This window comes from Methylomonas sp. MS20, from assembly GCF_050275925.1.
GTDB classification, from domain to species: domain Bacteria; phylum Pseudomonadota; class Gammaproteobacteria; order Methylococcales; family Methylomonadaceae; genus Methylomonas; species Methylomonas koyamae_A.
Genome location: NZ_CP189962.1, coordinates 3,178,619 through 3,200,982, shown reverse-complemented (window position 1 = coordinate 3,200,982; position 22,364 = coordinate 3,178,619). Strand labels below are relative to the sequence as shown.

The following is a 22,364-nucleotide window of genomic DNA, read 5'->3' as shown; positions in this document are numbered from 1 at the left end:
ATCCGATCATGGGTTTCGGCAGCGAGTCGCGGCGCTTAACTTATAATGTCTCGGATTTTGTAACCGAGAGGACATGCGATGGCCGCCACCCAATCCACGATGATGCCGCTGGGCACGATAGCGCCCGATTTCGAATTGCCGGATACCGTGACCGGCAAGACGTATCGCTTGCAAGACCTGCGCGGTAAGCAAGGCACGTTGATTCTGTTTATCTGCAATCATTGCCCCTACGTGCTGCACGTCAAAGCCCAATTGATCGCGATTGCCGGCGACTACGCGAGCCGGGGCGTCGCGACGCTGGCGATCAGCGCCAACGACGTTGTCGCCTATCCGGACGATGCGCCCGACAAGATGCGCGAGCTGATGGCGGCCTGGGGCTACCCGTTCGCGGCCTATTTGTACGACGAGACCCAGCAAGTCGCCAAGGCGTATCAAGCGGCTTGCACGCCGGACATTTATCTGTTCGACGCCGATTTGGCCTGCGTTTATCGCGGCCGGCTGGACGCGGCGACACCGAAAAACGGCGAGCCGGTGACCGGCGCGGATTTGCGGGCCGCGCTGGACGCGATGTTGAATGGCCTTCCGGTCGAGGCCCGGCAAATTCCCAGTGTCGGCTGCAACATCAAATGGAAGCAGGACCACTGAACGCGAGATTTTCATCCGGCAAGCGCGGCTGGCTTAGTGTTGCTGGTCGTCGAATTGTTCGACCATCAAATCCAGTTCGCGGCTGGATTCCGAAACGCTACCGGCCGCTTCGCTGGCTTGAGTCGCATGTTCGCTGGTTTGCCGGGACAAATTGCCGATGGCTTCGACGGTTCGAGCGATGCCCTCGGAGACCACGTGCTGTTGCTCGGCCGCGCTGGCGATCTGCACGATCATTTCGTTGATGTAGCCGACCGATTGCAGCGTTTCGTGGAGCAGGCTAGTGGAGTTTTTGCCATGCTCGGAGCCGGCGGCCGCCATTTCTCGAACCCTGGCCATTTCGGCGACGGCGTTTTCGGTGCCGCCGCGCAGATCGTTGATCATTCGATGAATTTGTTCGGTCGATTTTTGAGTGCGGCCGGCCAAGGTGCGTACTTCGTCGGCGACCACCGCGAAACCGCGGCCCTGATCGCCGGCTCGGGCGGCTTCGATCGCGGCGTTCAGCGCCAACAAATTGGTTTGTTCGGCGATGCCTTGAATCACGTCCAGCACGCCGCCGATATTCTGGCTATGGGTCGAGAGCACCTGAATCACCGCTTCGGCTTGATTGACCGCGCCGGCCAGACTTTCCATCATGCCTATCGTGTCGTTGACCCGCGCAACCGAAGCCTGGGATTTTTGGCTGACATTGTTGGCGGCATCGGCGGCATTGGCGGCGCTACGGGCTACTTCGCTAACCGTGGCACTCATTTGATGGATCGCCGAGGCAATTTGTTCGATTTCCCGCAGTTGCTGGTCCATCGCGGTGCTGACTTGCCTAACCGCGCGATGGGTGGAATCGGCCTTGCCGGCCAAGGGTTCCGTGGCTTGAATCAAACGGCGGATGATGGTTCGGGATTTGGCTTTCAGCAATTTGATCGCTAACAGCAGTTGACCGATTTCACCATCGTCGGCGGTGTAGATGCGTTGGGTTAGCGGGTTGTCGATGACTTTGCGCGCTTCGGCGGCGGCGGCGCTCAACGGTTGCAAAAGCAAAGCGGCGGCGGCGTAGCCGACGGCCAGCGCGGATGCCGCCAGACCGGCCGCGACGCCGGGGCTAACCAGGCCGTTAAGGTACAGGATGCCGGCTAGCGCGGTCTGGGGCAGGCCGTAGCTCATCGTCAGCTTCGCTGTCAGAGTGAGTCGGCCAAGGCCGGCCGAACCGGTCTTGCCGGCATTCATTTTTTCGTAGATTTCCCTGGCGCGGGCTACGGTCGAGGGATCGGGTTTAACACGCACCGATTCGTAGCCGATGATCTTACCTTGGTCGAAACGCGGCGTCACGAAGGCGTCTACCCAGTAGTGGTCGCCGTTTTTACAGCGATTCTTGACGATGCCCATCCACGGCTTACCGCTTTTGATGGTTTGCCATAAATCGGCGAACGCCGCCGGCGGCATGTCGGGGTGGCGGACGATGTTGTGGCTTTCCCCGAGTAGTTCGCTACCGCTAAAGCCGCTGATTTTAATAAAATCGTGGTTGATGTAACCGATCCGGCCGGCGGTGTCGGTGGCCGAGGTGATGGTGAGTTGGGTGCTGTACTCGATCTCTCGTTGGGTAATCGGAAGATTTTTTTTCATCGTTATCCCTGATCGTTATTTTTTATGGTGGAAGCGGCGAACAAGCGGTGCTTATGCCGCGAGTTAGTATAACCCTCGTTCGAGACTTGTCGCCGGAGGTGCCGGAAAAATTCTCGGGCGCCGATACAGCGGAAAACTCGCGCAAACTGGATGCGTCGGCGCTCCGTGTCACGTTTGAGCGGGCCGTTGGCGAGGCCGGGGCGGCATGGCTTGACGCTACGGTGTTCGGCCCGCTACCATCGTCGGGTAGATCCAGACGACCGTACCGATTTCGTTGCGATGGGGATTTCAAGGCAATGCAGTAGCGCGCTATGCGTTGCGGCAGAGGCCTTACGTCGCCGTCCGCGCGCTTGCCCGATATTTTTCGGCGATTGTTAAAACAACGGTGTTCAAGACCGCTGGTTATGACAAACCTTGGGCGGATCGCCCCGAACTTTGAGAAATCGATGACTAGAGTGTATTGCTTATTGCCGCTGGTGCTCGGTGCTTGTCACATGTTGACGCCGGACCCAATTGCCCCGAGCGGCGGTTCGGTTCATCACGTCGCGCTGGTGTGGTTGAAGCAGGCGGGCGATCCGGCGGCGCGCCGTCAATATATCGAGCTGAGCCGGCCATTGGAGAATCTCCCCGGCGTACTGAGTTATCGGCTAGGAACGCCTTTGGAAGTTCGCCGCGAGCGGGCCAGCACCGCGCTGGATAAGGGGTACGACGTGGCGGTTTCGGCGACTTTCGCCGATCCCAATGCATTGGAAGCCTTCTTGAAAAACCCTGACTACCAGGCTGTCGCGCAACAGCAATTGCGCCCCTTGGTCGACAAATACAAGGTGTACGAGTTTGCCGAATGACGCTGGCCGACGAGTTAACCCTCGCTTTGCCGCTCACGCCGATTCGGCGACGGCTTGCGTCGCGCGTGTTCGGCGCAAGCCCGCGCAACTTCTCGGCGAACCGGACCGCACCTCGCCGCAAAAGTCGGGAAACGAGTGGTTTACCTGACGATCATGAAACCGCTGCATCGCCCCGGCAAATGAAAGTCAGTGGCGTGGGAGCGGCTTTAGCCGCGATTGGCAGCGTTCCGACATCGGATTGTGTGACTGCTCCGGTGACTTTCGTGGCAACCCTTAGCCAACCCCAGTCCTAAATATGCGTCGTATCTATACGTGTTTATTCGGTTTATTGTTACCGGCGATTTTGCTGCGCCTGTATTGGCGGGGAATCAAGGCGCCTGCTTATCGGCTGCGCTGGCGGGAACGCCTGGGTATTTATCGCGGACCGGTCCGTGGCGGCGGAATCTGGTTTCATGCGGTCTCGGTCGGCGAAGCCGAAGCGGCGTTTCCGTTGATCCAGCGTTTGTTGAGCCAGTTTCCCCAACTTCCGGTTTTGGTGACGACGACGACGCCGACCGGTTCAGCTCGGGTGGTTGCCGTATTGGGCGATCGCGTTGAGCACGTGTATTTGCCCTACGACTTACCCTGGGTCGTCGCGCGGTTCTTCGAGCGGTTCCGGCCGAGTCTGGCGGTAGTCCTGGAAAAGGAGCTTTGGCCCAATCTGTTTGCCGAGTGTCGTGCTCGCGAGGTACCGTTGTTTGTCGTCAATGCCCGCTTGTCGGCGCGGTCGGCGCGCGCCTATCTGAAAATTCCCAGCCTGATTCGGCCGGTGTTGGCCTGTATCGAGACGATTGCGGTGCAAACCGACGAGGATGGCGAACGCTTCGTCGAAATCGGAGCCCGATCCAGCCAAGTTCGGGTGGTCGGCAACGTGAAATTCGACGTCACCGTCGATCCCAACACCCTGGCGGCGGGTAACGCCTTGAAAGCGTCGGCATTCGCCGGACGTTGGGTATGGATAGCCGCCAGCACGCATACCGGCGAGGAAGAACTGCTGTTGGCGCAGTATCGGCGCCTGAAAGCGGCAATGCCGGCGCTATTGTTAACGATCGTGCCGCGCCACCCGGAACGCTTCGGCTTGGTCCAAAAACTGTGCGAAACGCAAGGCCTGCGGGTCTTGATGCGCAGTTCCGGACTGGCGTGCCGGACCGAAACCGACGTCTACATCGGCGACAGCATGGGCGAATTGAAATTATTGTACGCGGCCGCCGATGCGGCGTTCGTCGGCGGCAGTCTGGTCGAGGTTGGCGGTCATAACGTGTTGGAGCCCGCCGCGATCGGCACGCCGGTGCTGTTCGGCCCGTGGATGTTCAATTTCCAGGAAATCGCCGAGCGAATGTTGGCGGTAGGCGCCGCACGCCAATGCGCCGACGCCGAGGCGCTTGGGGCTGCGGTGTTGGCCTTATCTGGCGATACCGCGTCCGGCCAAGCGATGGCCCAGCGGGCTCGAGACTTCGTGCAAGCCAATCAGGGTGCGACCGAACGGCTGGTCGAGTTGTTGGTCGCCGGTCTGGCCGAATCGGCGGCCGGCCGATTTTTGGTATAATCCGGCTATTTTCAATGGGCACAGGTAAGAACGCAATGTCGGAAGTTAAAAAAGTGGTGTTGGCCTATTCGGGCGGCTTGGATACCTCGGTCATCCTGAGATGGTTGCAAGACGTTTATCAATGCGAGGTCGTCACGTTCACCGCCGACATCGGCCAAGGCGAGGAGTTGGAGCCGGCGCGGGCGAAAGCGCAAGCGGCCGGCATTAAGGAAATCTACATCGACGATTTGCGCGAGGAATTCGCGCGCGACTTTGTGTTTCCAATGTTCCGCGCCAACACGATTTACGAGGGCGAATATTTGCTCGGCACCTCGATTGCCCGGCCGCTGATTGCCAAGCGTTTGATCGAAATCGCCAACGAAACCGGCGCGGATACGATTTCCCACGGCGCGACCGGCAAGGGCAACGATCAGGTTCGTTTCGAGTTGGGTGCCTACGCGCTGCGCCCGGACATTAAAATCATCGCGCCGTGGCGGGAATGGGATTTGAACTCCCGTCAAAAACTGTTGGCCTATGCCGAGAGCCACGGGATCTCTGTTGAAATGAAAAAGGGTAAAACCTCGCCTTACTCGATGGATGCCAACTCGCTGCATATTTCCTACGAAGGCCGCATTCTGGAAAATCCGTGGACCGAGCCGGAAGAAGATATGTGGCGCTGGACCGTGTCGCCGGAAAGTGCCCCGGATCAGGCGACGTATGTCGAGCTAACCTATAAACAGGGCGATATCGTGGCCATCGACGACGTTCCGCATACCCCGCATCAGGTGATGGAAAAGTTGAATCAAATCGCCGGCGCCAATGGCATAGGCCGCTTGGACATCGTCGAGAACCGTTACGTCGGCATGAAATCGCGCGGCTGTTACGAGACGCCGGCCGGCACCGTGATGTTAAAAGCCCACCGGGCGATCGAGTCGCTGACCTTGGACCGGGAAGTGGCGCATTTGAAGGATGAACTGATGCCGCGTTATGCGTCGTTGATTTACAACGGCTATTGGTGGAGTCCCGAGCGGGCGATGCTGCAAACGATGATCGACGCCTCGCAAGTCCGCGTCAACGGCAAGGTGCGCGTGAAGCTGTATAAAGGTAACGTCATCGTCGTCGGCCGTGCTTCGGAAACCGACAGTCTGTTCGACGAAAACATTGCCACCTTCGAAGAAGACGGCGGCGCTTACAACCAAAAAGACGCCGAAGGCTTTATCAAGTTGAATGCATTGCGGATGCGAATCGCGGCGAAAAAGGCGCGTTGAGTGCAACCGGTTTAATGCAGGACATTTTTAGCGAAGCTTGTATAATGTCGGGATAGGCTGACGGCGAAGTTTGCCCGGTCGGTACTAAGCTTCCCGATTAGCACACTAGAACAATAATGAGCGATATGCCTGAGATTAATCCGGATGATGCCAATACCGACAAGCACGCTATTGTCTACTTGCCTGGTGCTCACCGGGATCAGGCGCTAATCAAGGCAAACCGCTTTCTGTTAATGCTGGTGACGGCATTGACGGCAGCGGTTTTTTTATTGGGTTTTGTTTTGTTGCCCAGACAAAATCTGCTGAACGAAATTCAGAAAAACCAAGCCGTGTCGATGGCCTATGCCACCCAAAACCCGGCTTTATCGGCCGAAATCAGTGCGTTGAAAGGCCAGCTTTTCGGCTTGGTCAGCGGTTCGATCGAGAGCAAATTGCGCTCGTTGGAAGACAACATCAAGCGCGGTAGCGTCGCCGATTCCTTGGATACGATACGCGATCTGAAGGGCGACGTAAAAATTCTGACGTCGTATTCCGGCGCGGGCGACGCGGCTTCGGCCAAGCCCGGCGAAGCGCTAGTCGTCAATCAGGTATTGGTTCAAGAGCTGGAAGACATCAAGGATTTGGTCTATCTAACCTTCGTATCCTGTGGCTTGATGATCGCGGCGGTGGCTGGCGTTTGGTTACGCGGCCGTCGGCGTTTGCCGTCGTATCGGCAGAGTGCTCGTCATTATTTGAGTCGGGACTGAACGCGCGCCTAAAACTGACTAGGCAATAAACTCGGCACACAAAAAAGCCGCCTTCCTAACGGAGAGGCGGCTTTTTTTCGCCTTGGAGCTTGAACTTATTTGCTCAGATAGGCGTAGATCGCGTCGATGGCTTGATCTTCGGTGTAACCTGCTTTTTTGACTGGACCAACTTCCATAATCGCCGCAGTTGCTTTGGGCATGCCGTTTTTGCCTTCTTTTACCACTTTCGTGAATTGATCTTTAGGCAGTTTGCCGGCTTTGATCAGTTCTTTCAGTTGTGGGTTGGATGAGATGTCGTGGCAAGCGCCGCAACCACGGCCAAAAGCGCGCTCGTAGATTTTTGCACCGATTTCTTCTTGTTCGTTAGCCGCTACTTGACCGCTCAGAGCGATTAATGCCGCACCTACGGTAAAAACGAATGATTTTTTCATTGTGTTCTCTCGTTGTGATTAAAAAAAGAACTGCATTGGCAATACAGCTCCTGGGAAATCAAGCCGGTAAAGGATAGGGAGTTTCGTTGGAAAATTCAATTAATTTTCACCGCGAAAGCCGTCCCGAGTCGGCTTGCGGGGCGATTCTTCCAACGAAAACTTAATTTCCGCTGAATTCGGGATTTTTTCACGCGCGCTGGGCCGTTTCCGGATGGAACCACTGTAATTTTTCCCGCAATGTGACGACGCTGCCGACGATAATCAGCGTAGGGGCTTTGAATTCAGCCGCTTCTACTAGCGCGGGCATATCGCTCAACGTGCCGGTCAAGACCCGTTGATGACGGGTGGTGCCTTGTTGGACGATAGCAATCGGATGATCGGACGGGCAACCGTGTTCTATCAGCGAACGGCAAATCACATCCAAGCCGACCAAACCCATGTAGATGACGATGGTTTGATTTGGTGTGGCAAGCTGGCGCCAGTTCAGATTGATGTTCCCGTCCTTAAGGTGGCCGGTGACGAAGGTGCACGACTGGGCGTGATCGCGGTGGGTCAGCGGAATGCCGGCATAACTGGCACAGCCAGCGGCGGCTGTGATACCCGGAACCACTTGGAACTGGATGCCTTGTTGCATCAGGGTTTCGATTTCCTCGCCGCCGCGCCCGAAGATAAACGGATCGCCGCCTTTCAAGCGGGCCACCCGCTTGCCTTGTAACGCCAGTTGCGCGAGCAAGGCGTTGATGTCTTCCTGCGGCAAGCTGTGATTGTTGCGCTGTTTGCCGACATAGATTTTGTCGGCGTCGCGGCGGGCCATTTCCAGAATCTCGGTCGAGACCAAGCGGTCGTAAACAACCACGTCGGCCTGTTGCATCAACCGCAGAGCGCGGAAGGTCAATAAGTCCGGGTCGCCGGGGCCGGCACCGATCAAATAGACTTCGCCGCGCGGAGACTGGGTAGAATCGGCGGCCAAGCTTTCGTTGAGGCGGGATTCGGCTTCGTCGATCCGGTCGGCAAACACCAGTTCGGCGATGGGGCCTTGCAAGACACTTTCCCAAAACATCCGACGGCGGTTGGTGTCCGGCAAATGTTGTTTGACCGTTTGTCGAAAACGTTCGGCGAAGGTCGCCAGTCGGCCGTAGGCAGCGGGAATGGCGGTTTCGACCTTGGCGCGAAGCAAGCGCGCCAACACCGGCGAAACGCCGCCGGACGAGATCGCTATCGTTAGCGGCGAGCGGTCGACGATGGCCGGGAAAATGAAGCTGCACAAATCCGGATTGTCGACCACGTTGACCGGAATTCCGCGTGCGTTGGCTGCCTTGGCGACGGCTTCGTTGGTGGCGCGGTCGTTGGTTGCCGAAATCACCAGACGCGCACCGTCCACGTCGGCGGCGGCAAAGGGTTTGTGGTGTAATTCGAGGTCGCCGATGCCAATGACATCCGCGCTAATTTCGACGGCAACCACCGTGATTCGAGCACCAGCCTTGCGCAGCAGCTCGATTTTTCGGGCCGCGACGCCGCCTGCGCCGACCACCAGACAAGGCTGATTCTTCAGGTTTAAAAACAGCGGGAAGTACTCCATGGCTCGATTTTCGCGGTGTGGTGTGGGATATTATGGTAATTATTAATTAAACGGCGAGCGAGTCGCGTGAGTTATGATTAAATTTGATCTGGAAGTCGATGCCAGCGGATTACAATGTCCGTTACCGCTGTTGAGGCTCAAGAAAGCGATTATGGAAATCGACAGTGGCGCGGTCGTCAAGGTGATTGCCACCGATCCGGCTGCTCATCTGGATTTCGGTGTCTATATCGATCAAGCCGGGCATATCCCGCTGAAAATCATCAGGGAAGTTGATAAACAGGTGTTCTTTATACAGAAAAAATAAGAGCGATTCAATATTAACTTGTCGGTGGCGTGCGGCGCCTATCGCAAGCTGATGACGGGCCAATGGGCTTGCTCGGCGGCCAGGCGCAATTTTGGGTCTGGGTCGACGGCGACCGGCCGCTCCACCAGATTCAATAGCGGTAAATCGTTGTGGGAGTCGCTGTAAAAGTGGCTGCCAACTATTGATTCGCCTGATTCGGCCAGCCATTGTTGCAATAACGTGACCTTGCCTTGCTGGAAACACGGCGTACCGTTAAAGCGGCCGGTATAGCGGCCGTCCTTCATTTCCGGCGTCGTCGCCAGCAGGTTGTCGATGCCGTAGAGCTTGACAATAGGTTCGGTCACGAAGCGGTTGGTCGCGGTAATCACCAGCAAGGTATCGCCTGCGGCGCGGTGCCGTTCCACCAGGGCGTGGGCGGCATCCAACATAATCGGCTTGATCAGCGTTTCGACGAATTCCTCCCGCCAGCGGTAGAGCTGGGCCGGTTCGTGGCAGGCCAGCGGCGCCAGCGAGAAATGCAAAAACTCGACGATGTCCAGCGTGCCGTGCTTGTAGTCTTCGTAGAATTTCTGGTTGGCTTGTTCGTAGTGGTCCTTGTCGACGATGCCGGCGTCCACCAAAAATTGTCCCCACAAGAAATCGCTGTCGTCGGCGATCAGCGTGTTGTCCAGATCGAATATCGCTAAGCTCACGGCCTTCCCGTCTTGATAAAGAAAAAAACGGCCGCCGGTAGCGTCGGCAGCCTATTTATGGAACAATTGCGTCATTAATTCATGATCGCCGGTTGCCGATTTTAGCATTTCACCATCGGTAACCGGGCGGCAAATCATACAGGTTTTTTGACATGATAGACTCGAAAGGATACCGGCCGAATGTCGGGATTATCCTTTGCAATGACGAGGGTCGCGTGTTCTGGGCTAAGCGCAAGGGGGCCAACTCCTGGCAGTTTCCGCAAGGAGGCATCGACGGCAACGAAGATCCGGAAACCGCGATGTATCGGGAGTTGTGGGAGGAAACCGGCTTGCGCGCCGAACATGTGCATTTGTTGGGGCGAACCCGCTACTGGTTGCGTTACAGGCTGCCGGATCGCTATGTCCGCAAAAACTCGACACCGTTGTGCATAGGACAAAAGCAGATTTGGTTCATCCTGAAATTGATGAGCGACGAGTCCTTGGTGCGTTTCGATTGCGGCCACAAGCAAGAATTCGATAACTGGAAATGGGTCGAGTATTGGTACCCGATGAAGGATGTGGTGTATTTCAAGCGCCGAGTCTATCGGCGGGCCTTGGACGAGTTGGGCGCGTTGCTGGTGGCCAACGATGTCGGCATCAATGCCGAAGGCTATTTATCCGGCCGTTTGCTGGCGGGCTAATAATCGACCTGCAATTCCAGTTCCGGTTGCTCGATGTCCAGCCGATGGCAATCTGACGAAAATTCGCCGTTGTCGCTCAGCTCGAACACCCGATAACCCGGCGGCAGCGGGTCCAGTTCCAACTTATCGGCGCCCGGTTTGAATTGAAAACAAGTCGCCGGCATCCCCAACCATCTCACCCCCGCTCGATCCGCTTCGAATAGCTGGTGTAAGTGACCGCAGGTCACCGCCTTGATGTGCCGGAAGCGGGCGGTCAATTCGATTAACGCGTCGCCGTTCTCGATTTTCATTCGGTCCATCCAGGGACTGCCGCAGGGCAATGTGTGGTGGTGGACCGCCAATAACGCCGGTTCCGGATTGGCCGTCAACAGCTCGGCGGCTTCAGCCAGTTCCGATTCACTCAGAAAGCCGGCCGGACTGCCGGGTTTTCGACTATTCAGCGCGATGATCTGCCAGCCCGGCAAGGCTATCCTCCTCCCGCAATCGACACTGCCGCCCGCCAGCCATAGCCGCATCAAATTCGGATCGTCGTGGTTGCCGGGCAGGCACAGGCAAGGCGTGTCGTAGGCGGCGAGGATGCCGGCCAGACGCCGGTAACTGTCGGGGCAAGGGTCTTGGGTCAGGTCGCCGGTCAGCAGGATTAAGTCGAATGGCCCGTGCGCGGCCAGAGCCCGATTCAAGGTTTCCCGGAAATAAAATTCGGTATCGACGCCCAGCATCGTCCCACCGGCCGTGGCGCGCAGATGCAGGTCGGTCAGTTGCAGGACTTTGGTTAGTCTCATTTAACGCAAGTAAGGGAAATAGGCCAGGCTGTTGGCGTGAACCCGGCTCAAGTCGTCGTGTTCGCCCAGCCAGCGGTAGCCCGAGTGTTGCGCGTTAGGCAGTTGCGCCAGCGATAGCGGCAGCCGCAATTGGTAGGCCAACACCACGTAATGCGTGCCGATGCCGGGCGCCTTCGCAAAATTGGTGTCGTACAGATGCGTGAAGCCGCCGAGCAATTGGCCTTGCTCAATCTCCAGCTCGATACCGAGTTCGGCCCGCGTAATTCGTCGGAAGGCCTGTTCCAAGGTTTCGTTTTTGAAAATCCGGCCGCCGGGCACGAACCAATAGCCGGCCGCCGGCTCGTTCACTCGTTCGCCCATCAAGATCGCGTTCGTTTCCGAACGGATCACCAAATCGATCGAGACCAACGGTGTCAGATCGACGACATTCAAGAATGCTTGTTTGTCCAGCATGCCATTTCCCTAAATCTTAATCCGGATAAAGGTCCGATTATACGATGTCCTTGACCAGCAACTTGGAATTGCGCTGGTAGTTGTAGCCGTCGCGCATCGTTTCCGGCAGATCGCCGAGTTCGCAGGGGTGAAAGCCGCGTTCGACGAACCAATGCACGGTTTGGGTACTGCGCACGAATAAGCGTTTGACGGCTTCGGTCTTGGCCTTGGCGAACAAATACTCCAGTAGGCTGTTGCCGCGCGCGCCGCGCCGGTAGTCCGGGTGTACCGCCAGACAGGCGATTTCGGCGCTGTTGCCGTCGTCCATCGTGTGAAAGGCGGTACAACCGATGATTAGGCCGTCGCGCTCGATGACGACGTAATCGCCGATCTGCATTTCCAGTTTCTCCCTGGAGCGCTTGACCAGCACGCCTTCCGCTTCCAACGGTTTGATCAGTTCCATGATGCCGGCAATGTCGTCCAGCGCCGCCGGCCGAATGGTTTCGAAAGCGGTCGAACTGACCAGGGTGCCGACGCCGTCGCGGGTAAACAACTCCAGCAGCAAGGCGCCATCGACGTGGCGGTTGATCAAATGCGCCCGCTGCACGCCTTGCCGGCAGCTTTGCACCGCCGCGCGTAGAGAGCGGGCTAGCGGCGGCGGGAAATCCGGCGTGGTTTCCAATAATTCCTCGGCCTGCGCCGTCGTCAGTTGCGGCAGCGGCCGTTGTTCGTCCGGCGACAAACAGTCTTGTTCGGTCAACAGAATCAATTTATCGGCTTGTAAGGCAATGGCGACCTCGGTGGCTACCTCCTCGGCGGATAAATTGAACACCTCGCCGCTGGGTGAATAACCGATCGGCGAAATCAGCACGACATTGTGTTGATCGAGCTGCTGGTGAATCGCCTCGCTGTCGATGCGCCGCACCTTGCCGGTATAGCAATAATCGATGCCGTCCAACACCCCGAGCGGACGAGCGGTGACGAAGTTGCCCGACGCGACCCGAATCTTGGCGCCGGCCATCGGCGAGCCGGACACGCCCATCGACAGCAAGGCTTCGATTTCGACGCGCACCAACCCGGCGGCTTGCTTGACGTACTGCAAGGTGGTCGCGTCGGTGATGCGCAGATGGTGATGAAACTTCGGCGTATCGCCGCGTTCGGCCAGCCGTTCGTCGATCTGCTGGCGTATGCCGTGCACCAACACCAGCCGCACGCCCAAACTGCGCAGCAAGGCAAAATCGTGGATCAGATTGTCGAATTCCGGTTCGCCGACCGCGCTGCCGCCGAAAAAAATCACGAAGGTGCGGCGCCGGTGGGCGTGGATGTAGGGCGACGAATGGCGGAACCAGGAAACGAAGGCGGGCGGTTGTGGCATGATTGGATCTTAGAACGTATTTGGCTGGATAGTGTAACTCGGCCGGCGCGGAAATGGCGCACGGCGGTTCTAGCTTTGTGGGAGCGGCTTTAGCCGCGATTCGACACAGTGTCAGCGCTGACTTTTCCAGCGTCCGGCAACGTATTCCAAGGCTTCCTGTATGTTAAGGTCGCGGGTGGCGCCGCCGGTGCGGACGAACAATTTCGGCGTACCGGCTTGGGTTAAAAACACCGGGCGGCTGGCCGGCGAGACGATGACCCGGCACACGTCGCGGTCGGCCAGTTTATGAAACAGCACATGGATCAACGGACACAGGTCTGCGCCCAGGTTGGTCGAGACCGCCGTCATCAGGGTTTGCTCAAATCCGTCTTGATCCGGCTTTTTCAAGGTCTGGAAGTCCTCGGCCAAACCGAGAATCTCGCCATTGTCGGCCACGCCGATCAGCAAGGTACCGCCGACCGCGCTGTTGAAGAAACCCGCCAGGGTTTTCAGAATCACGCCTTCCATCGCTTTATTGACCCGCTGTTCCTGCAAGTCCCAGCGCAGCGAAGACTTAAACTCCAGCAACGGCCCTTCGCCCTGGCGGATGATGGTCGGCAAGTCTTTCTCCAACTCGGCTTTCAGCGCGTCCAGGTCCACCAGCCGTCTATGCAGCATTTGATAAAAGCCCAACGATAACAGACCCAGGATCGCGCCGATTTCGGCGTAGAACAGAATCAGATTGTTTTGATTGATCTGGCCGGTCATTACTTCGCCGAATTGGCCCAGCACGAATTCGATCGACGACAGCGGATCGGCGTTGCGCTCGCGCGAACTGATGTAATCGTAACTGGGCGCCAACAAAAAGATGCCCATGCCCGCGCCGATCCAGCCGGCCAGGAAATAGATTTTCAGTTTTTGTTTCCAGATATACAGAAGTTGGAGCAGGAAGCGTTTCACGGGAGCGTCGGGACAGTGGCTGATGCCGGCAGGCGCCGGTCGGTTAGGATAAAGCGGCGGCGAGCGGCGGCTTGCGAATATTGTACTTGCTAGCGTCGTCGGCTCGCCGGTTTTTTGTGCCCGCCGCCCGGTCAACCGAAATCGCTAAGCCGGAACAGCCGTGGGTCGCGTCATCAAGTTGTCCACCGTTGACTCGCTTACATGCCAAGGCGCTTTGTTGTTCTCGGGATGTAATCCCGACGGCTTCGGGTTAAACTTCCCAGCCGCGAGGTGGCTGGCCGGCGTTGGTTCGACGTTGCGCGCCCGATGCCCAATACCGCCACTGAGCCCGATTCTTCAAGCTCATTTCAAGGAATTACCGATGCCATCGATTAAATTCGCCGGCGCGGCATTTGCCGTGCTGTTCGTCGCCAACGTCCAGGCGGAAACCGTGTTCGTCACGCTGGAAAAGGACAATGCCATCGCCGTCGTCGATCCGGCCGAAGGCAAATTGTTGAAAACCGTCAAGGTCGGCCAACGGCCGCGCGGTATCGCGATCAGCCACGACGCCAAGACCTTGTTCGTCGCCACCAGCGACGACAACACGATCCGGATGCTGGACAGCACCACCTTGAAGGAAATCGGCAAATTGCCGTCCGGCGAAGACCCGGAAACCTTCGCGCTGAGTCCGGACGATAAGCTGATGTATGTGTCCAACGAAGACGACGCCGAAGTCACCGTCATCGACATCGCCGGCAAGAAGGCGGTGGCCAAGATCAAGGTCGGCGTCGAGCCGGAGGGCATCGCGGTCAGTCCGAACAACCAATGGACGATCAGCGCCTCTGAAACCACCAACATGCTGCACTGGATCGATACCGCCAACCGGCAAATCCAGGACAACACCTTGGTGGATGCCAGACCCCGCGCGGTAACGTTCACCGACGACAGCCAGCAACTTTGGGCGACCTCGGAAATGGCCGGCACGCTGACCATTATCGATACCGCGACCAAGCAGATCGCCCGGAACATTAAATTGGAGGTGCCGGGCTTGAGTAGCGATTTGGTGCAACCGGTCGGCATCGCCATCGACAAGCAGCGCCGCTATGGCTATGTGGCGATGGGCCCGGCCAACCGGGTCGCGGTGATCGACGCCCAAAATTACAAAGTGGAGAAGTATCTGCTGGTCGGTCAGCGGGTCTGGAATCTGGCCTTCTCGCCGGATCAAAAGCGCTTGTACACCACCAACGGCGTCAGTAACGACATCTCGATCATCGATTTGGAAAACCATAAGGTGACCAAGTCGATCGCGGTGGGGCGTTATCCCTGGGGCGTGGCGGTCAAGCCATGAGCGCCGCGCTGCAAATCGATGGCCTGAGCTTTGCCTATGGCGCCAAGAAGGCGCTGGATAATGTGGCGTTTCAGGTCGAGCCCGGCGAATGCACGATTCTGCTGGGGCCGAACGGGGCCGGCAAAAGCACGCTGTTCGCGTTGATCACCCGGCTTTACGATGCTCGGGAAGGGCGCATCGCGCTGTGCGGTTTCGACGTCAAGCAGCAAAGCCTGCAAGCCTTGGCCAAACTGGGCGTGGTATTTCAACAGACCACGCTGGACCCGGATTTGTCGGTGACCCAAAACCTGCGCTACCACGCCGCGCTGCACGGCATCGGCAAAAAGCAGGCCGACAAACGGATCCAGGAAGAGCTGGAGCGTTTGGCTATGTATGAACGGCGCGGCGAAAAGGTTAGGCAACTGAACGGCGGCCACAAGCGCCGGGTCGAGATTGCCCGCGCCTTGTTGCACAAACCCAGCTTGCTGTTGCTGGACGAACCGACCGTCGGTCTGGACGTGCCCAGCCGGCAAGCCATCGTCAAACATGTGCACGATTTGGTCAAACAGCAAAATCTGGCGGTGTTGTGGGCGACGCACTTGATCGACGAAATCGATGCCGACGACAGCTTGGTGGTATTGCACAAAGGCCAGATCAAGGCCAATGGCAGGCTTGCCGAGATATTGAAAAACACCGGCTGGGCCGATCCCGGTCAGGTGTTTCAGAAGCTTACCCAATCCGATAAAGGAGGGGCGGCATGAGAATAGTGCATTACTGGCGGGCCACGGCCGGCATCGTCGGCCGCGAACTGCTGCGTTTTCTGCATCAGCGCGAGCGTTTCGTCTCGGCGCTAGTACGACCCTTGGTGTGGTTGTTCGTATTCGCGGCCGGCTTCCGTGCCGCGCTGGGTATCGCGATCAGTCCGCCTTACGAAACCTATATCCTGTACGAGGTCTACATCACCCCCGGCCTGCTAGGCATGATCTTGCTATTCAACGGCATGCAAAGCTCGTTGTCGATGGTCTACGACCGGGAAATGGGCAGCATGCGCATGCTGATGGTCTGCCCATTGCCGCGCTGGTTCTTGCTGTGCAGCAAATTGATCGCCGGCACCGCGGTCGGCGTGTTGCAGTGCTATGCCTTCCTCGGCATCGCCTGGCTGTACGACATTCAGGCGCCGCTGCCGGGCTATTTGTGGATATTGCCGGCGCTGGTGTTGGGCGGCATGATGCTGGGCGCGTTGGGCTTGCTGCTGTCGTCGTTCATCAAGCAACTGGAAAACTTCGCCGGGGTGATGAATTTCGTGATTTTCCCGCTGTTCTTCATGTCCACCGCGCTGTATCCGCTCTGGAAAATCAAGGAATCCAGTCCGTTGCTGGCGACCTTGGCCGAGTACAACCCGTTCTCGCAAGCCGTCGAATTGATCCGCTTCGCGCTGTATGAGCAGTTCAACCCATTGGCGCTAGTCTTCACCGCCGTCGCGTTTTTGCTGTTCATCGGCGCGGCGATTTTGGGCTACAACCCGAGCAAGGGGATGATGGTTAGGAAGGGTGGCGGGGATTAATGGCCGGTAACAGGCACGAGAGTCGGGTATGAGTTTAGCGTTTCCCTATTTAAGCGATTTGGTGAAAGCACTAACGGGTTTGGACCTACCGTTGCCGTTACCGACGTTCGGAATGATGGTTGCCATCGCCGCGCTTGTTTCAATTCGGATATCGCGTGTGGAGGTTCAACGCCTTTACGAGGCGGGGCGTATCGGGTTGGCTAAACGGCGAATAAAATCAGACGAAGGCCAGTATGTCGATCAAACGATTTTTCCTCAAGATGTCATCTCAGATTTGATTACATTCGCGCTGATTATTGGCCTGATCGGTGCGCGAGTTTTCCACATTATCGAACATCCGAACGAGTTCATCGCCGATCCATGGGGCATGATATTCAGCCGTGGCGGTTTTACTTTTTTGGGAGGTCTCATTTGCGGAACGTTGGCGGGCTTTTGGTACGCGAAGAAGCACGAGCTTTCGGTTACAACGCTATGCGATGGGTTAGCGCCGGCGATCATGTTGGGATACGCGATCGGCAGGATCGGTTGCCAGTTATCTGGCGACGGAGATTGGGGTATCCCAGCAAACATGGCTGCCAAACCCGACTGGCTTCCGGTTTGGTTTTGGGCTCAGACTTACGACAATAATATCGTTGGCGTGACTATCGCTACACCGGGTGTCTATCCAACCTCAATCTACGAGACAGTACTAGGCTGTATTATCTTTGGTATCCTTTGGCGGCTGCGTAAACACCCTTTTAAAAGCGGCTGGTTATTTGCGCTCTATCTGCTGCTCAGCGGCGCCGAGCGTTTTTCCATAGAACAAATCCGAGTAAACACCGTTGGGAATTTCTTGGGTGTCGTGGCGACTCAAGCCGAAATGATTTCTTTGGGATTAATGTTGTTGGGTGTTTTGGGTTTGGTATTGAATACCAGATCGGCCAAGTAGCTTAGCTTGCGTGATCGCAATATCCGATAGCGCCGTTTCTGTCGAGCATCTGGATTTTCAAATCAGCGGGCGAACTCGCATGAACAACATCCCGATCTCCGATATTCTCGAATGACCGGTCTCAACTCGTGGAACTGATTTGGGACAGTATCGCGGCGGTTCCGGAGGCCCTGACGGCTTCACCGGCGGTAAAGGGATGGTGGTTAGGAAAGTGGCCGGGACTAGTGATCGGTAACAGGCACGAGAGTCGGATAGGAGCCGGTTTACCGGCAAGCTAACGATCCCGTCCGCGATGTCCGTGCCTCAATTTTGGTTATTTTGATTCGGACAATCATCACCGAGCGCATTCCGGTTTGCAACGACGCATCAGGCGTATCACGATGGTTCGCCAATCCTCAAGTTGGTCGCCTTGATCCAGGCTGGGATTTTACTTTAAATTCCGGATATCCTGTTCAAACAAAGGATGCGATTTCCAACCCCGGTGCTATCGAGAACTAAGCGTGTCCGGCACCACAAACCGTCCCAAGATCAAACTGCGGCGGTTGCCCCGCTTCACTTGTTAAAATCCTGGAAAATTCCTGCCCGTATTCCGCCCAATCCTTAATTCCGGTAATGACGCCCAAATATTCGCCACCGCGCAAAAATACCAGGGAAGGCCAACTGGTAAACCGAAATCTGGCTTGCAATTCGCGCTCGATGGATTTGTCGATCAGCGCACCGCGCAAACGATCGGCAAAGGCTTTTAACAGTTCCGGCAAAATCACTGCCACGTCATGACTTTCCGGAAACATCTGCGGATCGTTGGCAAAGAACAACACAACCGTGTCATGACCGTGCACGAATAAGTCGTAACTCTCCGCATCCAACAGCGGCAGGCCGTGGCGGGTTTGCAGCTGTTCCAGCAAGGGCGTACTCATGTTCGTAAAAACTCCGGCAGTTCGGGTTCGCGATCGACCAGGTCCGCGAACAAATGGTCGAAATCGGTTTGACCGGCCATTGCTAGCCGCATCGCTTCCAGCGCGTCGCCGATTTGAGTGGCGCGTTCGGGCGTGAGCACTTCGCGGGCGGTGTCCAGAAATACCAGCAACCAAGTGCCGGCCGCTTGTTCGCCGACCAGCATCATATCGATTTGACTATGCTGACCGCGATAAGCGCAGATCGCCGTCTCGCCGCGCGATTCGACGATCTGCATCGGAATGCCTATACACATCCGTATTTCCCCCGATAGTCGACATCGACTTGTAAACTCGGTTGCTCGGACGCTTGCGGCGGCCGCACTTCGAAGGCATTCGACAACACGATGCGTTCGTCGCCGAGTCGGCAGGCTTGGTCGGGTGCCGGGCGCTCTTGTTCGTAGCGCTGGATGTCCAGGATGGGATCGGTCAAGTCCTTGGGCGCGTCGGCGCGATCGGCGACCACGCCGAACTCGGCCAGGTAGGCAAGGGCAATGTCGATTGCCGGCTGGATTCGCGCCTTCACACTCGGCCGCAAACTGCCGCCGTAGTCCTCCAGCTCTTCCGGCTGCACGCCGATCAGCAGCAGACGTTCCGGATAGTCGCCCAACATCTGGGCCATGGCCAATACTTCTTGAAAGCCGGTCTGGTGTAGGCTCATTTTCTTGGCGCCGAGAAAGTTGGGGACGTCCGCATCTTCGACAATTTTCAAGGTGGCCGGCGGCAGGCCGTAGTCGACCGCGTCGAACACCACCAGCACGTCGGCGTTTTGCACGTAGTCCACCAAATACACGCCCTGGGTGCCGCCGTCCAGCACCGTGACCTGCTCGGGAAATTGGTAGTACTTCCGCAGATGTTCGACGACGCGAACGCCGAATCCTTCGTCGGCCCATAGTAGGTTGCCAATGCCCAGCAACAGAATTCGCGGCGTAGCGGTCATGTTCAATGGGCGTCGTCGATGGGTTTGTCGTCCTTGAAAACGCGCCAGCCGGTGACTATCGTCGAAAGCATGCTTTGTCCGGATAATTTTTCCTCGCGTACCGCCACGTAGATGTGAATCACCACGAAACAAACGATGAGCCACATCACCAAATGATGCCAGGTATGCACGGTCTGACTGTCGCCGAACAAGGGCAGCAGCCAACTGCTGAACAGCGCGTATTGCCAACTACCTTGACCTTCACCTTCGCCGTACAACGCGAATCCCGTTACGATCATGAACAAGGCGCCCCAAACGAAGGCAAAGTGCATCGCCAGGATTGCCAGGGGATTGTGACCAACATAATGGCGCGGCTGCTTTTCCAGAAAGCAATACCAACGGATTTCGCACCATACGCCGTCCCAAAAATGCGCTTTCAGCAGCGGCGGCAGAAAGATTTGCCGAGCATGCTCGTTGCCGGCATAGGCCCAGTACGCCCGGCCGGCAATGCCTATCGCCAGCACGTAGCCGGCGGCGAAATGCGCGAAGCGGATATAGCCCATCAAAAAATGCTCGGAGGCTTCGCCGGCCGGCGATGTCAACGGCGAGGCGATTAGATATCCGCTAATCGCCAACACCACGATGGCCAAGGCATTCACCGAATGCCACAGGCGAACCGGCAATTCGTAGACGTAAACCGGAGCCGTCGGCGTGCTCATTTCGAGCTCCGGCGGCTGTTGGTCCAGCGTTTGACGGCCGCGATCGCGACCAAGCTCAACGAGCCAGCGGCCGCCAAATAGGGCAGCCAGTGTTGATAGGACAGAATTAAGTGTTCCAGGCTATGGCTCAGGCTGTCGATGCCGGGATGGCTGTGAGCTTCGGCCTGGCTGAAAGTCAATAATAAGGCGGCGGAGGCCAAAAATTTGTTCATTGTGTTCTCCTGAACTGCGGCATTTGATGACGGCGGATGACGCTGCGCTGATCCGCCCTACATTGTTTAATCAACGCACCTTCACTTGGGTTAGTTCCTGTCCATCCGGACTCATCACATGAGTCGAACAAGCCAAGCAAGGATCGAAGCTGTGCAGCGTCCGCAAGATCTCGACCGGCTCTTCCGGGCGCTCGACCTTGGTGTTCATCAACGAAGCCTCGAAGGCGCCGATATTGCCGTGCTCGTCGCGCGGCGAACCGTTCCAAGTGGTCGGCACCACGCATTGGTAGTTGGCGATCTTGGTGTCTTCGATTTTCAGCCAATGGCCCAGCGCGCCGCGCGGGGCTTCGGTGAAACCCACGCCTTTGACGCTGCTTGGCCAGGTGTCCGGATCCCAGCGCTCGACGTTGGCGGTCGCCAAATCGCCGGCCTTGACGTTGGCGATCAGTTTGTCCATGAAGTAACGCATCTTGCCGGCCGCCCACTGGGCTTCCAGACCTCGCGCGGCGGTGCGGCCCAGCGTCGAGAACAACGCGCTGACCGGCACGTCCAGCGTTTTCAATACGAAATTGATTTGTTCGGTGATTTCCTTATTGCCCTGGGCGTAGCCGATCACATAGCGGGCCAGCGGGCCGACTTCCATCGCGTGGCCGCGCCAGCGCGGCGCTTTGATCCACGAGTATTTGGCCGATTCGTCCAATTCTTTAATATGGGTGCGATCGCCCTTGGTATTCGAGCCGAGCTTGTAATTGGGATCGGTGATGCCGTCCCAGGGGTGCAGGCCGGCGGCTTCGTCCGGGTATTTGTACCAGGAGTGTGGTACGAACTCCTGAATCTGTTTCGGGTCGGTCAGATCGACTTCGTGGACCTTGCTCAGATCGCCGTTGATGATCGCGCCGCGCGGCATCAGCAGATTGGCCGCCGAATAGTCGTTGGCTTTATCCGGAATGTCGCCGTAGGACAGCAGGCTTTGGCCGGAAATGCCGCCGCCGTACAACCAGCCTTTGTAAAACTGGGCGATCGCCAGTAAATCCGGGATGTAGATTTGGTCGATGAAGGTGATGGTTCTGTCGATGATCGACGAAATCAGGTTCAAACGTTCCATGTTGACCGCACCGACCGCGCCGACGCCGTCGATGTTGATCGCGCACGGTACGCCGCCGACCAGCCAGTTCGGATGCGGGTCCTTGCCGCCGAATATCGTGCGGATTTTCATGATGTCTTTTTGAAAATCCAGCGCTTCCAGATAGTGGGTGACCGCCAGCAAATCGGCTTCCGGCGGCAGCAAATAGGCCGGATTGCTCCAGTAACCGTTTTTGAACGGACCGAGCTGGCCGGATTCGACGAATTTTTTCAGACGGTTTTGGGTGTCACGGAAATAGCCGGGCGAGGACTTGGGATTGCTCGGCGAAATTTGTTGTTGCAACGCGGACGTCGCGACCGGATCGGCTTTCAGCGCGTTGACCGGGTTGACCCAATCCAGCGCGTGCAAATGATAGAAATGCACCAAGTGGTCGTGGGCCTGCAAACTCAGTTGCATGATGTTGCGGATTGAGTTGGCGTTTTCCGGAATCTTGATTTTCAACGCGTCCTCGACCGCGCGCACCGAGGTCAAGGCGTGGGTGCCGGTGCAGACGCCGCAGATGCGTTGCACGAAGGCCCAGGCGTCGCGCGGGTCGCGGCCTTTCAAGATCACTTCCAGGCCGCGCCACATGGTGCCGCTGGACACCGCGTTGCGGATGATGTTTTCCTCGTCGATATTGACTTCGCAGCGCATGTGGCCTTCGATCCGCGTGACCGGATCGACCACCACGCGGCGGCCGGCGTCGTTCAAATGAAAACCGTTGGGGGTAGCAGTGACGGTCAT

The 22,364-nt window shown here is 57.3% G+C and carries 26 protein-coding genes; 12 read left to right on the top strand and 14 right to left on the bottom strand.

Annotated elements, in window-relative coordinates; translation table 11 throughout:
- Positions 1 to 78 precede the first annotated feature (78 nt).
- The gene (locus ACQE3D_RS14310; RefSeq protein WP_281020657.1) at positions 79 to 645 is read left to right on the top strand and encodes a thioredoxin family protein; all 567 of its coding nucleotides are present in this window, start codon (positions 79 to 81) and stop codon (positions 643 to 645) included.
- Between the two features lie 33 nt (positions 646 to 678).
- Here the strand turns inward: ACQE3D_RS14310 and ACQE3D_RS14305 are convergent, their stop codons facing one another.
- Entirely contained in the window at positions 679 to 2,259 is a 1,581-nt protein-coding gene (locus ACQE3D_RS14305) for a methyl-accepting chemotaxis protein (RefSeq protein WP_313729992.1), read from the bottom strand.
- A gap of 446 nt (positions 2,260 to 2,705) precedes the next feature.
- Between ACQE3D_RS14305 and ACQE3D_RS14300 the strand changes: the two genes are divergently transcribed.
- From ACQE3D_RS14300 to ACQE3D_RS14280, 5 genes are all read left to right on the top strand, one after another.
- A complete protein-coding gene (locus ACQE3D_RS14300; RefSeq protein WP_313729993.1) occupies positions 2,706 to 3,104 on the top strand; it encodes a Dabb family protein in 399 nt (132 codons plus the stop codon).
- The gene (locus ACQE3D_RS14295; RefSeq protein WP_313729994.1) at positions 3,101 to 3,397 is read left to right on the top strand and encodes a hypothetical protein; all 297 of its coding nucleotides are present in this window, start codon (positions 3,101 to 3,103) and stop codon (positions 3,395 to 3,397) included. Before ACQE3D_RS14300 ends, ACQE3D_RS14295 begins: the two co-directional genes overlap by 4 nt.
- A 2-nt stretch (positions 3,398 to 3,399) precedes the next feature.
- Positions 3,400 to 4,689, top strand: a complete 1,290-nt coding sequence (gene waaA / locus ACQE3D_RS14290) for a lipid IV(A) 3-deoxy-D-manno-octulosonic acid transferase (RefSeq protein ID WP_313729995.1) — start codon at positions 3,400 to 3,402, stop codon at positions 4,687 to 4,689.
- Positions 4,690 to 4,724: 35 nt separating this feature from the next.
- Complete coding sequence (locus ACQE3D_RS14285; protein ID WP_313729996.1) at positions 4,725 to 5,936, top strand: argininosuccinate synthase; 1,212 nt, start codon at positions 4,725 to 4,727, stop codon at positions 5,934 to 5,936.
- 116 nt (positions 5,937 to 6,052) lie between these two features.
- The gene (locus ACQE3D_RS14280) at positions 6,053 to 6,682 is read left to right on the top strand and encodes a hypothetical protein (protein WP_313729997.1); all 630 of its coding nucleotides are present in this window, start codon (positions 6,053 to 6,055) and stop codon (positions 6,680 to 6,682) included.
- Between the two features lie 95 nt (positions 6,683 to 6,777).
- Here the strand turns inward: ACQE3D_RS14280 and ACQE3D_RS14275 are convergent, their stop codons facing one another.
- Both ACQE3D_RS14275 and cysG read right to left on the bottom strand, forming a co-directional pair.
- Entirely contained in the window at positions 6,778 to 7,113 is a 336-nt protein-coding gene (locus ACQE3D_RS14275; RefSeq protein WP_064027872.1) for a c-type cytochrome, read from the bottom strand.
- A gap of 187 nt (positions 7,114 to 7,300) precedes the next feature.
- Complete coding sequence (gene cysG, locus ACQE3D_RS14270) at positions 7,301 to 8,692, bottom strand: siroheme synthase CysG (RefSeq protein ID WP_313729998.1); 1,392 nt, start codon at positions 8,690 to 8,692, stop codon at positions 7,301 to 7,303.
- A 73-nt stretch (positions 8,693 to 8,765) separates the two neighbouring features.
- Here cysG and ACQE3D_RS14265 point away from each other — a divergent pair, with 73 nt between their 5' ends.
- The gene (locus ACQE3D_RS14265; protein ID WP_064027868.1) at positions 8,766 to 8,996 is read left to right on the top strand and encodes a sulfurtransferase TusA family protein; all 231 of its coding nucleotides are present in this window, start codon (positions 8,766 to 8,768) and stop codon (positions 8,994 to 8,996) included.
- A 38-nt stretch (positions 8,997 to 9,034) separates the two neighbouring features.
- On the opposite strand, the gene ACQE3D_RS14260 is transcribed toward ACQE3D_RS14265, so the two are convergent.
- Positions 9,035 to 9,688: an HAD family hydrolase gene (locus ACQE3D_RS14260; RefSeq protein ID WP_313730000.1), complete on the bottom strand. Its 654-nt coding sequence runs from the start codon at positions 9,686 to 9,688 to the stop codon at positions 9,035 to 9,037.
- A 152-nt stretch (positions 9,689 to 9,840) separates the two neighbouring features.
- On the opposite strand from ACQE3D_RS14260, the gene ACQE3D_RS14255 reads away from it, so the two are divergent.
- Complete coding sequence (locus ACQE3D_RS14255) at positions 9,841 to 10,368, top strand: RNA pyrophosphohydrolase (RefSeq protein WP_064027864.1); 528 nt, start codon at positions 9,841 to 9,843, stop codon at positions 10,366 to 10,368.
- On the opposite strand, the gene ACQE3D_RS14250 is transcribed toward ACQE3D_RS14255, so the two are convergent.
- The 4 genes from ACQE3D_RS14250 to ACQE3D_RS14235 form a co-directional block, all read right to left on the bottom strand.
- Positions 10,365 to 11,150, bottom strand: coding sequence for a phosphodiesterase (locus ACQE3D_RS14250; protein ID WP_313730001.1), 786 nt, complete (start codon positions 11,148 to 11,150; stop codon positions 10,365 to 10,367). The two genes, ACQE3D_RS14255 and ACQE3D_RS14250, sit on opposite strands and share 4 nt — an antisense overlap.
- The gene (locus ACQE3D_RS14245) at positions 11,151 to 11,603 is read right to left on the bottom strand and encodes a GDP-mannose mannosyl hydrolase (RefSeq protein WP_313730002.1); all 453 of its coding nucleotides are present in this window, start codon (positions 11,601 to 11,603) and stop codon (positions 11,151 to 11,153) included.
- Between the two features lie 37 nt (positions 11,604 to 11,640).
- Positions 11,641 to 12,957, bottom strand: coding sequence for an amino-acid N-acetyltransferase (argA, locus tag ACQE3D_RS14240; RefSeq protein WP_313730003.1), 1,317 nt, complete (start codon positions 12,955 to 12,957; stop codon positions 11,641 to 11,643).
- Positions 12,958 to 13,068: 111 nt separating this feature from the next.
- On the bottom strand, positions 13,069 to 13,896 hold the full coding sequence (locus tag ACQE3D_RS14235; RefSeq protein WP_313730004.1) for an AlbA family DNA-binding domain-containing protein: 828 nt from the start codon (positions 13,894 to 13,896) through the stop codon (positions 13,069 to 13,071).
- Positions 13,897 to 14,257: 361 nt separating this feature from the next.
- Here ACQE3D_RS14235 and ACQE3D_RS14230 point away from each other — a divergent pair, with 361 nt between their 5' ends.
- From ACQE3D_RS14230 to ACQE3D_RS14215, 4 genes are read left to right on the top strand one after another with little or no spacing between them, the layout of a single operon-like run.
- Complete coding sequence (locus ACQE3D_RS14230) at positions 14,258 to 15,223, top strand: PQQ-dependent catabolism-associated beta-propeller protein (RefSeq protein WP_313730005.1); 966 nt, start codon at positions 14,258 to 14,260, stop codon at positions 15,221 to 15,223.
- Entirely contained in the window at positions 15,220 to 15,963 is a 744-nt protein-coding gene (locus ACQE3D_RS14225; protein WP_313730006.1) for an ABC transporter ATP-binding protein, read from the top strand. The genes ACQE3D_RS14230 and ACQE3D_RS14225 overlap by 4 nt, the downstream gene beginning before the upstream one ends.
- Entirely contained in the window at positions 15,960 to 16,766 is an 807-nt protein-coding gene (locus ACQE3D_RS14220; protein WP_313730007.1) for an ABC transporter permease, read from the top strand. Before ACQE3D_RS14225 ends, ACQE3D_RS14220 begins: the two co-directional genes overlap by 4 nt.
- 28 nt (positions 16,767 to 16,794) lie before the next feature.
- Positions 16,795 to 17,694, top strand: a complete 900-nt coding sequence (locus ACQE3D_RS14215) for a prolipoprotein diacylglyceryl transferase (protein ID WP_313730009.1) — start codon at positions 16,795 to 16,797, stop codon at positions 17,692 to 17,694.
- 494 nt (positions 17,695 to 18,188) lie between these two features.
- On the opposite strand, the gene ACQE3D_RS14210 is transcribed toward ACQE3D_RS14215, so the two are convergent.
- The 6 genes from ACQE3D_RS14210 to ACQE3D_RS14185 all read right to left on the bottom strand — a co-directional run bounded on the left by ACQE3D_RS14210 (position 18,189) and on the right by ACQE3D_RS14185 (position 22,364).
- Positions 18,189 to 18,611: a hydrogenase gene (locus tag ACQE3D_RS14210; protein WP_313730010.1), complete on the bottom strand. Its 423-nt coding sequence runs from the start codon at positions 18,609 to 18,611 to the stop codon at positions 18,189 to 18,191.
- Entirely contained in the window at positions 18,608 to 18,904 is a 297-nt protein-coding gene (locus tag ACQE3D_RS14205) for a HypC/HybG/HupF family hydrogenase formation chaperone (protein ID WP_313730011.1), read from the bottom strand. Before ACQE3D_RS14205 ends, ACQE3D_RS14210 begins: the two co-directional genes overlap by 4 nt.
- Positions 18,895 to 19,587 (bottom strand): HyaD/HybD family hydrogenase maturation endopeptidase, encoded by a 693-nt coding sequence (locus ACQE3D_RS14200; RefSeq protein WP_313730012.1) that lies wholly within the window; start codon positions 19,585 to 19,587, stop codon positions 18,895 to 18,897. The genes ACQE3D_RS14205 and ACQE3D_RS14200 overlap by 10 nt, the downstream gene beginning before the upstream one ends.
- Before the next feature lie 2 nt (positions 19,588 to 19,589).
- Positions 19,590 to 20,285, bottom strand: a complete 696-nt coding sequence (gene cybH / locus ACQE3D_RS14195) for a Ni/Fe-hydrogenase, b-type cytochrome subunit (RefSeq protein WP_071158064.1) — start codon at positions 20,283 to 20,285, stop codon at positions 19,590 to 19,592.
- A complete protein-coding gene (locus ACQE3D_RS14190) occupies positions 20,282 to 20,497 on the bottom strand; it encodes a hypothetical protein (protein ID WP_168029453.1) in 216 nt (71 codons plus the stop codon). The genes cybH and ACQE3D_RS14190 overlap by 4 nt, the downstream gene beginning before the upstream one ends.
- Before the next feature lie 70 nt (positions 20,498 to 20,567).
- Positions 20,568 to 22,364, bottom strand: coding sequence for a nickel-dependent hydrogenase large subunit (locus ACQE3D_RS14185; RefSeq protein WP_064027838.1), 1,797 nt, complete (start codon positions 22,362 to 22,364; stop codon positions 20,568 to 20,570).